At 63.9% G+C, this 13,807-nt stretch carries 10 protein-coding genes; all 10 read left to right on the top strand.

Annotated features, from left to right (window positions below; genetic code table 11):
• Positions 1–34: 34 nt before the first annotated feature.
• The 10 genes from LZC94_29540 (at position 35) to LZC94_29495 (ending at position 13,803) form a co-directional block, all read left to right on the top strand.
• Complete coding sequence (locus LZC94_29540) at positions 35–1,750, top strand: hypothetical protein (protein ID WXB11985.1); 1,716 nt, start codon at positions 35–37, stop codon at positions 1,748–1,750.
• Between the two features lie 21 nt (positions 1,751–1,771).
• Positions 1,772–2,722, top strand: coding sequence for a PEGA domain-containing protein (locus LZC94_29535; GenBank protein WXB20266.1), 951 nt, complete (start codon positions 1,772–1,774; stop codon positions 2,720–2,722).
• A gap of 339 nt (positions 2,723–3,061) precedes the next feature.
• The gene (locus LZC94_29530) at positions 3,062–3,850 is read left to right on the top strand and encodes a M15 family metallopeptidase (protein WXB20265.1); all 789 of its coding nucleotides are present in this window, start codon (positions 3,062–3,064) and stop codon (positions 3,848–3,850) included.
• Between the two features lie 1,034 nt (positions 3,851–4,884).
• On the top strand, positions 4,885–6,219 hold the full coding sequence (locus tag LZC94_29525; GenBank protein WXB11984.1) for an FAD-dependent oxidoreductase: 1,335 nt from the start codon (positions 4,885–4,887) through the stop codon (positions 6,217–6,219).
• On the top strand, positions 6,212–6,769 hold the full coding sequence (locus tag LZC94_29520) for a hypothetical protein (protein WXB11983.1): 558 nt from the start codon (positions 6,212–6,214) through the stop codon (positions 6,767–6,769). Before LZC94_29525 ends, LZC94_29520 begins: the two co-directional genes overlap by 8 nt.
• The gene (locus tag LZC94_29515) at positions 6,766–7,581 is read left to right on the top strand and encodes a fatty acid desaturase (protein WXB11982.1); all 816 of its coding nucleotides are present in this window, start codon (positions 6,766–6,768) and stop codon (positions 7,579–7,581) included. The genes LZC94_29520 and LZC94_29515 overlap by 4 nt, the downstream gene beginning before the upstream one ends.
• 11 nt (positions 7,582–7,592) lie before the next feature.
• Positions 7,593–8,984, top strand: coding sequence for an FAD-dependent monooxygenase (locus LZC94_29510; protein ID WXB11981.1), 1,392 nt, complete (start codon positions 7,593–7,595; stop codon positions 8,982–8,984).
• Positions 8,981–10,648: an aldehyde dehydrogenase family protein gene (locus LZC94_29505; protein ID WXB11980.1), complete on the top strand. Its 1,668-nt coding sequence runs from the start codon at positions 8,981–8,983 to the stop codon at positions 10,646–10,648. The genes LZC94_29510 and LZC94_29505 overlap by 4 nt, the downstream gene beginning before the upstream one ends.
• Positions 10,649–11,296: 648 nt before the next feature.
• Positions 11,297–12,301 (top strand): helix-turn-helix transcriptional regulator, encoded by a 1,005-nt coding sequence (locus LZC94_29500; GenBank protein WXB11979.1) that lies wholly within the window; start codon positions 11,297–11,299, stop codon positions 12,299–12,301.
• Between the two features lie 275 nt (positions 12,302–12,576).
• Positions 12,577–13,803, top strand: coding sequence for an MFS transporter (locus tag LZC94_29495; GenBank protein ID WXB11978.1), 1,227 nt, complete (start codon positions 12,577–12,579; stop codon positions 13,801–13,803).
• The last annotated feature ends 4 nt before the right edge of the window (positions 13,804–13,807 follow it).

Here is a 13,807-nt window from a genome sequence, read left to right as displayed (position 1 = left end):
TAAAATGAGATTAGGGGCACGTACCGCTCTCTCGATGGCCTTTTTTGCTCTCGTCGCGGTGAGCACCGGGGCATCCGGCTGCACGATCGCCCTCAAGAGCGACAAATTCCAGTGCACCACGGACTTGGATTGCACCTCGCGCGGTGGGGCGTTTCGGCAAACATTCTGTTCCAAAGACAGTGTGTGCGTCGACGTCACCAGCACCGGCTGCACGTCCAACGAGAAATGCACCGCGGCAAAAGACGGCACTCCGCACATTTGCAAACAACTCGGCGGTCCCTGCGTCCCCGTCCTCTCGGAGGAGTGCAGCACGCTCATTCCAAAGAACGCGAAGATGAAGGACAACGCGATCCTCTTCGCGTTCACCGGCTTGAAGACCGGCTCGGAGGCGGAAGCCCACCGGATTTCGTACAACATGGTCGAAATGGGGCTGACCGAGGTGAATGCTTCGATCGCGGGCCTGCCCGGTGGCCCCAACGGCACGTCGCGCCCCATCATCGGTCTCGAATGCGATGAGACCCGCAACGGCACCCCCGACGACGAGCGCGTGAAGCGCTCCTACGACCACATCGTCAAGGATCTCGGGATTCAGGCCGTCATCACCAACTCCTATAGCTCGACCACGGTCAAGGTCGTGGACCAATACGTCAAACCGTACGGCATATTCTTGATGCCGAATCTCTCGCTCTCGCCCGTGATATCCACCCTCGACGACAACGGGCTCGTGTGGCGGACCAGCTCCCCCGCCAGCGCTCAAGGGGCCGCGCAGGCTGCCCTCGTTCAGCTCGTCGAGAACAAGCTCCGGACGCAGGCGACCAACCCGATCACCGGGGATATCAGGGTGGCGCTCGTCACCAGCACGGCGGTCGTCTTCAGCTCGATCGCCGACGTCATTCAAGACAAGCTTCGATTCAATAACGGGAAGTCGCCGTCCCAGAACGGCTCCAACTTCAAGCGGCTCAGCCACACCGCGTACAACGATGATCCCAACGTCGATCTGGCCCCGGTCGCGAGCGAGCTCGTAGCCTTCCGTCCGCACATCATCATCGCGACGGACAAGGGAAATGACTTTTGGGAGACCAATGGCAAGCCGAAGGGCATCGGCCCGGTCGTCGAGAGTCGGTGGGATCCGGCGCAATCTCGGCCCATCTACGTCATCGCCTCGCCGACCTTCGAAAAATCGGGCGACTACGTTCGGAATACCGCGGACGCGGCGAAGCGAGAGGACCTTCGCAAGCGGATCGTGGGCGTAGACCAGTCGTTCTGGAACCAGAACGCGTTCGACAACTTCACGATCAACTATCGAGGCAATTACAAGACGCCGGAAGAAGACTTCGTCGCCAAAGGTCTCAACAACTACGTCGTCGAGTACGACAGCATCTACGCCACGATTTACGCCATGTACGCGGCGGCTCAGAAGAACCCGGGCCAGCCGATCACGGGTAAGGCGATCGCCGAGGCCATACCGCGGCTCATGTCCGGCGACCAACGCCTCGTCGGTCCCACCGATATCACGCAAGTCACGCAGCAGTTGGCGATCGGGAACAGCGTCGATCTCCAGGGAATCTTCTCCAAGCTCGATTTCGATTTGACGACGGGCGACTCCCCCACGGAGACGTCGGTGGTCTGCCTCGAGCCGTTCGGTTCGACGCTCGAATGGAAATTCAGCGCGCTGAAATGGGACCGCAACGCCAACGGCGGCAACGGCGGATTGGTCGGCGACCAGACGAGTTGCTCGATCTTTAAGTGATAAGGGAAGGTCGATATCGTGATGAAAAAGCATTCGCGTCGCATCTCGCTCCTCCTCGCTCTGGCCATCGCCTCCGCGCCGGTCGCCGCCTACGCGCAGGAGCCCTCCGGGCGCTCCGCGCAGACCTCGAAGATGGAGGAGGCGCGCACCCGCTACACCCGCGGCATGAAGCTCTACGACGAAGGCAACGCGCAAGCCGCGCGCGCCGAGTTCGAGCGCGCCTACGCGCTCGCCCCGAGCTACCGCATCCTCTACAACATCGGCCTCTGCTACCAGGCTACCAACGATTACGTCGAAGCCCTCCGCGCGTTCGAGCGTTATCTGTCCGAGGGCGGCCAGGAGATCACCGACGATCGGCGGGCCGAGGTCAATAAGCAGATCAACGATCTCAAACCCAATATCGCGTCGGTGACCATCACCACCAACGTCGCCGGTGCGTCCATCACCATCGACGACGTGGCGGTAGGACAATCGCCCCTGTCGGACAAGATCCTGGTCAATCCCGGCCGCCGCAAGGTCTCGGCGACCAAGCAGGGCTTGTTCCCCGCCACCAAGTCCATCGTTTTCGTTGGCAGCGAAAACGCGCAGGTCAACCTGGAGCTCACCGAGCCGCCGCAGGGCCAAGCGGCCCCGGAGAAGACCACCGACCTCACGCCGTACATCCTGTGGGGCGCGACGGGCGCGCTCGCCATCGGCGCGGGGGTCACGGGGTTTTTGGCGCTCAAGGCGCACTCCAACGAGGAGGACGTGCGGGACCGCTACCTCGTGACCAAGCCGGAGATCGAGGACGCGCATAGCAAGACCAAGACGCTCTCCATCACGGCCGACGTGCTGACGGCGGCGACCCTGATCACCGGCGGCGTCGCGCTGTATTTCACCGTCTTCAAGTCGAAGCCGGCCCCGTCGTCGACGGAGGCGTCGGCGTCCGCGCGATTGACTCCGGGCGGCGTGAGCATCGTCGGTCGATTCTAGCCAGTATTAGCGGAACTTCGTTCGAGACGCCGCGGTCACATTACCGCAATGTAATCCGCTCCGCGGAGTAACACGATGACGCGACGCATGCCCGCGAGTGGGCGTGACCAAATGCGAGCGCGGCTCGCGACGGTGAGCGATGTGCGATCGATGCGAGCGACGGCGGTAGCGCCTACAGGTGCACACCGAAGTTTGAAATCGATGTGATTTTGAATACGAATGCCATCGCCGGAGTGGGCTCTTCCTGATACGTATGAGACAACGAAGGAGGAGTCCATGACAAGGACGCGCCGTAATCTCCGTATGCAACTTGCTTCGGTCGTTCTCGCAAGCGTGGGTATGGTCTTTTTGCCGGCATGTGAAGGGCAGGGAGGCGGTGAGACAGGGGGAGGCGCGGAAGGAGGAGGGGAGGAGCAAAAGCTGACGGAGAAAGATCTCACGCACCGCCCCAACTGGGCATTCGTCTCGCTGGGCGATCTCGATCCGTCGATCATCATCGAGATGCGCTACTTCACCGATCACAATTTCGTGGGCAAGCCGATTCGCGGCTACAACGCGCCGAAATGCTACCTGACGTGGCCCGCCGCCATCGCGCTCACCCGGGTGCAGGCCGAGCTCAAACCGATGAACCTCACGCTCAAGGTCTACGATTGCTATCGACCGCAGCGCGCGGTGGATCACTTCGTGGAGTGGGCCAAAGATCTCGGTGACACGAAGATGCGCAAGGAGTTCTACCCCACGGTGGACAAGTCGCGCTTGTTCCTCGACGGGTACATCGCCGAGAAATCGGGCCATACGCGCGGGAGCACCTTCGACGTCACCATCGTATCGGTGCCCGCCGGTGAGCAAGAAGTCTACAAAGACGGAGATGCCCTCCGTGAATGCACGCTTCCCGCTGCACAGCGGTTCAAGGACAACACCTTGGACTTCGGCACGGGCTACGACTGCTTCGATGTGCAATCGCATGCATTCAACCCTGCGCTCCCCGAGACGCATCGCGGTCTGCGCATGCTGCTCCACAGCATCATGGACAAGCACGGCTTCAAGGGCCTCGCCGAGGAGTGGTGGCACTTCACCCTCAAGAACGAGCCGTTCCCCAAGACGTATTTCAATTTCCCCATCGACTGACATTCGGCGGCGCACGACCGCCGCGAGCTCCGTCATCGTATGAGTGAGAAGCGCGCGAGGCCCTCGAGGCCCGCGCGCTTTTTACGTTTATCGATTCATAATCGACTCTTCGCATTTCGAAGATCGTTCGCAGAACCGTCGCGATTCGTTGCGAGAGCCGTCGCGACACATTCCGGAACGATGCGATTCGTTTGGAGAACCGTCGCGATTCGTTGCGAGAGCCGTCGCGGCACATTCCGGAACGATGCGATTCGTTTGGAGAGCCGTCGCGACACATTCCGGAACGGTGCGAATCGTTTGGAGAACCGTCGCTGCGCAGTCCGGACCGATGCGATTCGTTCGGAGAACCGTCGCTGCGCAGTCCGGACCGATGCGATTCGTTCGGAGAACCGTCGCTGCGCAATCCGGACCGTCGCGATTTGTTCGGAGAACCGTCGCTGCGCAGTCCGGACCGTCGCGATTCGTTTGGAGAACCGTCGCGACGCAGTTCGGACCGTCGCAATTCGCCCTGTGAGCTCGTAACCGTCGCGCACTTCGAGTCACCGTCACCGCGCATGGAACGGGATCGCCCCGGAGGCTCCCGCGCGCCCGCCACGTGCCGCGCCGCAGCCCCGCCGGAAGGCGAACGCCTCGTGGCCGGACAATGGCCTGAAAGGTGCTCTCGAGCGCGCTCGCGCGGATCCTTGGTCCACGTGCCGGCCCCCATCGAAAAAGCGTCCGCACATTCCGCGCCACCATGGCGCGATGGGTCCGAATTGCCACGTTCGGATGGCCATGTTTCCGCCGGGAGGTCGCGCGGGCGGCCGGAGAGCGGATAGTTTCAATCCTACGATCGCGTATCTCTGGCCAACGCCCGCGATTTGCACAAGTTTCCGGGTCACGAAAAGAGTCCACGGACCTGACCGCGTTCACCACCCCCGGTGATTCGCCGTCGATGACGAGCTGCGCCGCCCTGGCGACCGGCGACGGGATTCCCCTGTCCTCGGCCCGCTGGCCGCGGTGATGGCGCGCAAGACCCATCAAGGGATTAGACAATGACCTCGCATACGTACGCCGTTGTCGGAGGTGGTGTATCCGGTCTCGCCGCCGCCCATGTCTTCGCCAAACGCGGATACGCGGTGGAGCTCCTCGAGAGCGGCTCGATCCTCGGCGGCCGCATCGGACATGGATCGCTCGATGGCCACGCCGTCGAATTCGGCGGCAAGAACATCGGCAAAACGTATCGGCAATTCCGAGAGCTCGTCGCGCTCTACGGGGGGCATGGGTACGAGAGCTTTGGAATCAATACCTCGCGCGCGGCCGGGAGCTCGGTCGTTACCTTGGACAGCTCCAAGCGGCTTCGGTCGATGCTTCGCTATCTGAAGGGCGTTCCCCGCCGCGATATCGCGAGGCTCGCGCACTATTCGGCGCGCATCTTCCTCGATGCGCGCAATCGATTCCTCGGCGGGCCGTTCTTCTCCAAATTGCCGAAGCGCGGGGATGCGCGGCTGTCGAGCCAGTTCAGCGACGCGTTCGCGCGGGCGGTCCTGCGTCCCATCACGGTTCGTATGAACGCGGCCGAGCCGGACGAAGCTTACATTGGCAACTTCGGCGCGAACCTCGGTATGTGGCTCGATTCGTACGACCAATTGACCGCCGGCTTCGGCCCCGTCCTCGAGCGCATCGAGCGCGCGTTCCCCGTCGTCTTGAACGCCAAGGTCGAATCGCTCCGGCAGGAGCCGTCGGGTCACGTGACATTGAGCGTCGCGCGCGACGGGCGCACGGAGACACGGCGCTATTCGGGGGTCGTCCTCGCGGTCCCCGCGCCCGCGAGCGCGGCCCTCCTCGAGGCGGCCGCTCCCCGGGCGGCGCGCGCGCTGCAATCGGTCCGGTATTTCCCGGTGACGGTCGTTCTCGCCAAATACGACCGCGACATCTTCACCTCCGCGCAGAGGGCGTTCGTATTCGACCCCTCCGTGCCGCTCAGCAACGCGGGCGCATACGGCATGAACGCGTTGAACGTGGTTCGATACACCTTCAGCGGCCGCACGGCCCGGCGCGAGGTCGGTGTGATGTCCGACGAAGATCTCGTCCGCAAGGGCGAAGCGCTCCTGTCGCGGTACGCCGAGGTGCCCTCCGGCTCCCGCTTGGCGTACGCCGTCCGGCGCTTCGACCCAGGATTGTGCGCGTATTCACCCGATCACGGCGCCCTCGTCGGCGCGCTCGAGGGCGCCCTCCGCGGCCGCAGGATTGCGCTCGCGGGAGACTACCTTCGCGGGACTTCATTGGAATCTTGTGTTCGTTCGGCCGAGCAGGCCGTCGACGACGTCCTTGGTTCTCAACGACCCATGGCAATCGATCTTAGCAAGGAAGTGTACGCACATGTCTGAGCCGATCTTGGCGGCCGCGCGCCGCGTGATTCCCATCGACAAGACCCTGGTCCACAAGACGGAGATCGAAAACGTATTCGTGTCCGACATTCATCGCGTCGATGGCCGGAGTGACCTCTACGAGGCCGAAATGGTCATCGACACGGAGCACGCCTTCTTCTTCGAGCACCCGCTCGATCACGTCCCCGGGTTGATGCTCGTGGAGGCCGTGCGCCAGATGGGGACCGCCGTGTCGCACATCTATTACGGCGCGCCCAAGGGCAGCGTGTTCGTGCTCAACGACATGCGCATCGTCTTCTCCTCGTTCGGTGAGCTGAACGAGCCGCTCTTCATGCGCATGCGCATCCACGACACCGTCGAGCGGAAGGGCAAGATCACCCAGCTGCAGTGCGCCAGCTCCTGGTGGCAATCGAACCAGCAAATTGGAACCATGGACGCCAAATGGAGCGTCTTCGACGCGCGCACCATCGCGCGTCTGCGCTCCCCGCGCCGTCCCTCGCCGACCGTACCCGCATCTTCCTTCGAGACCTCCAATCCCACGATCCCATGAGCGCCAAAAACTCGCCCTCTGCTGCCTTCGGCCTGCGCTACGGCGCCGACATCGCCCCGCTGCTCCTCATCCTCGCGGTCGCCATCGCGCAGCTCGCGGTGATTTGGTTCAAGCCCGCGCTGCGCGAGACCCTCATCATCGCCGGCGTGCTGTTCCTGCCGCAGGTGGCCGTCGCGACCGTCGTGCACAATCACTCCCACGTGCCGATCTTCCGGAGCGCGGTGGCCAATCGTATCCTCGAGGTCTTCATGTTCCTGCAGACGGGCATGTTCGCCTCGAAATTCCGTCTGCACCACGAGCTCGGGCACCACCTGCACTACACCGATCCCACCAAGGATCCATCACGCTGGGTCTACCGGGACGGGAGCGAGATGCACCGCTTCGTCTACATTCTGCACTACTTCTTCACCTACAATTACCATTGCATCCGGATCGGGCGCCGCTTCAAGAAGAAGCTGTCGGGCAGCATCTGGCACACGCTCCTCTGCTGGGCCGTCTTCGCGGCCTTGCTGGTGGCCGCGGGCCCCATCGTGCTCTCGGTGTACGGCATCCCGATGATCGCGGTCTGGCTCACGTTCATCTGCCTGACCTACGACGATCATATCTCGCTCACCGGCACCGATCCCTACGAGAGCTCGCACACCAAGACCAACCGCCTTCTGAACCTCGTGTTCTTCAACAATGGCTACCACTTGGCGCATCACATCAAGCCGGGTCTCCATTGGACCGAGCTGCCCGCGTTTCATGAATCCATCGCGCCGCGCATCAAGATCCCCGGGCCGGTCACCGCGATGAACCGTCTTCTCTCCTAAAAGGGTCGCGTATGACGCTCCAAATCGAAAAAGCCATCGTGCTCGGCGCAGGCATGGCCGGTTTGCTCTGCGCCGAGAGCTTGGCCGAGGCCGGCCTCGAGGTGATCCTGGTGGAGCGCGACGCTCTCCCGGAGAAGCCCGAGGCCCGCGCCGGGGTTCCGCAGGGCCGCTTCGTGCACCAATTGCTCGCGGGCGGGCTGCGCATTCTGGGCACCATGTTCCCCGGCCTGGAGGCGGAGCTGCTCGCGGCGGGCGGGGTATCCATCGATTGGCACCGCGACGTGGCTTGGCTCAGCGCCGCGGGCTGGATGCCCCAAGCGAGCGAGCACCATAGTCTTTCGAATATTTCGTGCACGCGTGAGGTCTTGGAACACGTCGTTCGCGCCAAGGTCTCCGCCCACCCCCGCATTCGCATCCTCCAAGAGACCGAGGTGGCCTCCCTGCGGATGGAGGGCCGCCGCATTTCGGGGGTCGACGTTCGCCGGGTCGGCAAGCGAAGCACCACGGGCCTCGACGCCGATCTGGTCGTCGACGCCAGCGGGCGGGAGTCGAAGGCGCCCGTGTGGCTCGAGGCCCTCGGGATCCCGCGCGCCGAGGAGACGGTGGTCGATGCCTCGCTCGGCTATGCCAGCCACATCGTTCCAGCCGCCCCCGAGAGGCTCTCCGGCGCGCATGCGTTGATCCTTCACCCCACGCCCCCCACCAACACGCGAAGCGGCACCATCTTTGCCATCGAGGGCGGGCGATGGATCATCACCCTGACGGGCGTGGGCGGCGATTATCCGCCCATCGATCGCGAGGGCTTCCTGGCGTTCGCTCGAAGCTTGCGCGATCCGCGCCTGCACGACGCCATCGCCGATCGCATTCCAGGACCGGCGCGCGGATACCGCAACACCGCAAACCGTCTTCGACGGTTCGATGGGCTTTCGGATTGGCCAGATGGGCTCTTGGTGGTGGGCGACGCGCTCTGCGCGTTCAATCCCGTGTACGGTCAGGGCATGAGCGTCGCGGCCATGACCGCCAAAATGCTCGGCGAGACCCTTCGCGCCAACCACGGGCAGCTGGAGTGCCCGGCCGTGCAGCGCGCAGTCGTGGCGCTGAATCGCATACCTTGGCAGATGTCGACATCCGTCGACCGAAGCTATCCAACGACGGTCGTGAGCGGTCCCGAGTACGGCGATCCCTCGAGCTCACCCCGTGACGCCATCGCGGCCGCCGTGCGCGATCCCGACGCCTATCACCGCTTCTTGAAGGTCATGCACCTCGTGGGCGACGACGACCTGCAAAAAAAGCCGTCGAGCACCTCGAGCAGCCTTTCCAATTCTCCGAGCTCCCCTAACTCTTCCCACGCTTCGATGGGTTCCGTGTCTTCACGGTCTGAAGCGGCAACGGTGGATCGATGAGTTTGCAATGGCAATCCCAAGAGCCTGCCGGCCGCATTGGACCGCTGGTCGAGCGTCTGCATGGGGGCGCGCGCGACTGGCACTACACGCCCCTCGCCGACAAAGCGCGCATGGCTCGGGAAATGGCGGAGCGCACGGCCGCCGTCGCCGAGGATTGGGTGCGCGCCGCGTGCAAGGCCAAGCGCATCGAGGCCGGCTCGCCGGCCACGGCCGATGAATGGCTCGCAGGGCCGAACATTCTGCTCCGCAGCTTGAAGCAGCTCGCGGCATCGCTCGAGCAGATTCAAAAGGCTGGGAGGCCCGCGCTCCCGCGCTTTCACGGCCTTCCGAGCTCGCCCGATCTGAGCATCCATCCGGTGGCGCCGATGGATTACCTCGCGTGGCCCGGCTTTCGTTGCCGCGTTCAGTTCGAGCAAGGCTGGGACATCGAGCGAATCCTCGGCGCACAGGCGTATGCCTACCGAACCAACCAGGAGCCGCGCCTCTCGGTGGTTCTCGGCGCTGGAAATGTTTCCTCGCTGCCGGCCACGGATTTGCTTACCGAGGTGATGGTGCACCGCCGGGCGAGCATCCTGAAAATGAGCCCGGTGAACGAGTACCTGACCCCCTTCTTGGAGCACGTCTACGCGCCGCTGATCGATCGCGCTGCGGTGGCCATCGTGCGCGGCGACGCCAATGTGGGGCGCGCCTTGTGCGAGCGCCCGGAGGTGTCGCACATCCATTTAACAGGGTCGCGGCAGACGTACGATCGCATTGCATCGGCCTTTGGCGCGAATGGTCATGGACGCGGTGGCGTCAAGACGCTCTCCGCGGAGCTCGGCAATGTGAGCCCCGCCCTGGTGGTGCCGGGGCACTACTCCGAGCGCGAGCTCGATTTCCATGCGCGCAGCATCGCCGCGATGCTGACGAACAATGCGTCGTTCAACTGCAATGCCCTGCGCGTGGTGCTGACGTCGTCGCGCTGGCCGCAGCGCGCGGCCTTCAAAGAGGCCATCCGCCGCCGTCTCCGCGAAACCCCGGCCCGGTATGCCTTCTACCCGGGCGCTGCCCAACGGTACGACGCGGTGCTCGACGGGCGAACCCATGTCGACGTCTTCGGCGTACGCGAGAACGGCGTCCTACCGTGGGCGGTGATCGACGAGCTCGATCCCGGATCGGATGATCCGATTTACCAAGGTGAGACGTTCTGTGCTGTGATGGGGCATCTGGCGCTGGATTCGACCGATGAGCTTGATTTTCTCGACCAAGCCGTTCGATTCGCGAATACCAAGCTTTGGGGCGATCTCAATGCCACCGTCATCGTACCGTCGCGGTCGCGGCGCAACTCCGACTTCGAACGCGGCCTCCGACGCGCCGTGGACGACTTGGGATATGGCGCGGTCGGCATCAACCACTGGGCCGCGGTGGTGTATGCGCTCTGCAGCGCGCCTTGGGGGGCGCGAGGTGGCGGCAGCGAGCAGAGTGGTCGCGGTTTTACCCACAACACGCTCATGCTCGAAGGTGTGCAAAAGGCCGTGATCGAAGGCCCGGTGGCCTCGCCCATCAAGCCTCCCTGGTTCGCCGATCATAAGACCGGAGGGCGCGTCTCACAGAGCATGTTGAACGTGGAACACCAGGGATTGCCCGCCCTACCTCGGTTGCTGCTGGGGGCCCTCGGGGGCTGAAACGATACGGAAACGATGAAGCGATACGACGTGAAAGGATGAACGATCGAGCGCCCTAATCCTGAAACCAACATGAAAGTACGGCGAATCACGCCATTACGGCCTCGTGCTCTCGTGTCCTGCCGCCTTCGCGCCATTCACTGGCGTGCGCCAGACGCCTTTGCGCCGTTGACGCGCGTGCTCTCGGCGCCACGTGCTCGTGTATCCTGATGCCTTTCGCGCCTGCGTGGTCGCGTATCCTGACGCCTTTTGCTCCTTCGTATGCCCTGCCGCCTTTTCGGCGACAGTTCATGCGACAGCTGAGGTGGCAGGATTGGTTCATCAATTGAAGTTAGATGTTGTATGTACACGTTTCGTGCGATTCTTCCCATTTTGGAAATCGCCCGTACGATTGGCAGTTCAGTCTACGATACCTTCTACGGGCCTCGAGATGAATTGACAGATCTCAGGGCCGTGGATTATCCCAAAGATGGATCGCTGGGCTCGTCCCAAGAGCGCATCGCGTGTGCCTGACAAATGCGTCCGAGGTTCGTCCGGATCGTCGAATTTCATCGGGTTGGTAGATTTAGCCTTTTGGGACGGTACACAGGAATCATTTATTCCAAATGAGAAGTTGACAACGGAGTGGGATCGTCAACGAAACATCCAATGATCGATAGGGCAAGGCGAGCAGAGCTCGCGAAGTTCCTGCAGAATCGACGTAGCCGGCTGTCCCCCGCCGAATTCGGAATCGAACCTCGGCCGCGCCGGCGCGCCAAGGGGTTGCGGCGTGAAGAAGTTGCAGAGCGCGCGGGAATCAGCGTGGCTTGGTATGCGTGCCTCGAGCAGGCGCGCGATGTGCGCGTCTCCGCAAATACGTTGAGTTGGCTTGCGCAGACGCTCCGACTCGATCCCGACGAGCGCTGGTACATGTTCGAGCTCCTGGGGCTCACGGATCCCGGCCGGGGGACCAGCGTACGAGAGGAGTCCTTGCGGCCCGAATACAGCCGGCTTTTGGAGAGCTTGGATCGGGTGCCCGCCTACATCGACGATTACAAGTGGGACATCCTCGGCTGGAACGACGCCGCGGGAGCCATTTATCGGCTTTCGGACGTGCCCGTGCGCGATCGGAATACGTTATTTTACATGTTCTTGAACCCGTACGCGCGGGAGCTGATCCCCGCTTGGGAACAAGAAGCGAAATACATGCTCGCCCGCTTCCGCATGGCGGTCGCGCCCTATGCCGGGACGGAGGGGGTGAACGCGGTCATCGAGCGGCTGCGGAGGGAAAGTCGGGAGTTTGTCCGCTGGTGGGCGGATCACAACATCCTGGTGCGCCGCAGCGGGCGAAAAGAGCTCCGGCATCGCCGGTTCGGAAAATTGGTATTCGAATATTGCTCCCTGCAGCTGAGCGATGAATCGTCCAAGCGCCTCGTCCTCTACAATCCAGTCGACGAAGCCGACACCAAGGGAAAGCTCTCCGATCTGCTGGCCGACTACCATCGAGAGCGCCCGCGGACGAGCTATACCAAGGAGCTGCGTCTTGGTATGCGGGCGAGCGGAGACGAAGCCCTTCATCTCGAAGGCCGTCCAGCCGCATCCTTCCCAACCAACGACGAACACGAACGAAGAGGCATGATCCATGACCGCGCGTTCGAACGAGCAAACCGGTAGTCCTCCCGGCGTAGGGCCACGCGAAGCGGTCGACACCGTGCGTCTCGGTCGCGGCGTTGCGGCCTATCTTTTCGTCTCCGGCGCCAGTTACCCGCTAACGGCCTGCCGTGGCCCTCGCGAGCATTGAAGAGGCATGATCCATGACCGCACGTTCGAAGGAGCAAACCGGTAGTTCTCCCGGCGTAGGGCCACGCGAAGCGCTCGAGGCCGCGCGTCTCGGTCGCGCTTTTGCGGCCTACCTTTTTGTACCCGCTGCCAGCCAGGGGGCGCCGGCCGTGGCCCTCGCCAGTATCGGGGCGGGGCTCCGCCTTGCGCCGGGCGTGGGCGCTTGGGTGCTCGCGGGCTTTGCTTTGGCGATGGCGGTGGGCATGCCGCTCTTTGGGCGGGTGAGCGTGCGGTATGGGCTGCAATCGGTCGTTCGCATCAGCCTCGTGCTCTTTACCGTGGGCGGCGTTTTGGCGGGGGTGGCGAATGGGCTCGCGCTGCTCATCGCCGGGCGCATGCTGCAGGGCGCGGGCACCTCGGCGGCCTTCGTGTCCACGTATGGCACCATCAATGTGGCGCTGCCCTCGGAGCAAAGGCCGAGGGCCCTCGCGTCGGTGGCGGCGGCCGTCAGTGTGGCCTCGGGCTGCGGCCCTCTGCTCGGCGGTACGATCGACGCCTTTTTGGGGTGGCGCGCGGTGGTGGCGCTGCCCGTTCTGGCGGCCTTCGCCGCGTGGCCGGTGCAAGCCGCGGCGCCCGCGGGCCGCTCCCAGGGGCCCTTCGACGCGCGCGGGGCTGCGCTGGTGTCGGTCATTGGAATCACCCTGCTCCTGCTCATACAGTCGCGCGCGACGGCGCTGGGCCCGTCCGTGGTCCTGGCCACCGCCACCGTCCTCGCGGTGTGCGCCATCGCGCTGGTCGCGCATGTGAAGCAACGTCCGGACGGCTTCGTTCCCCGTGACGTGATCCGCGCGCCAGGCTTCGTGTCCACCAGCTCCTTGGCCTTCACCGCCTTTGCCGCGTACTTCACGCTTCTCTTTGCGACCCCCACCTTGCTGCGCGCCGTCCACGGCTGGAACGGTCCGGTGGTCGGCTTGGCCATGGCCCCGGCCGCGGTGGTTGGTGCGTTCGTCACGCGCTCCTTCGTGGCGCGGCATCCCTCCTCGGGCCCGAGCCGCCACGCCGTTTTGGCGCTTCCCCTGGCCGGCATCACGGGCTTGTTGCTCGCGGCGGCCGCATTTCATCACCCCGCGGCGCTGGTGGTGGCGCTCGGCAGCGCGATGGTCGGCTTCACCGGAACGCAGGTGGTGCTCGTGGCCGTGGTGGGCACCCTCGTACCTGCGGGCGATCGGCCGGTGGCCATCGGCCTCTTCAACTTTGCGGCGCTGGCGGGCGGCGCCATCGGACCCGCCTTGGCCGGCGCGCTGCTCGCGGCCGTGGGGCCATCGGCGACCTTCGCGCTGTTGGCCGTGCTTCCTGCGCTGGCCGCGGTGCTCTGGCGCGCTCGCGGCACGGTGTAGCCTG

The sequence above is a fragment of the Sorangiineae bacterium MSr11954 genome, from assembly GCA_037157815.1.
GTDB lineage: Bacteria > Myxococcota_A > Polyangia > Polyangiales > Polyangiaceae > Pendulispora > Pendulispora albinea.
The sequence above is the reverse complement of the archived record's forward strand: the minus strand, read 5'-3'. Positions and strand labels throughout refer to the sequence as shown.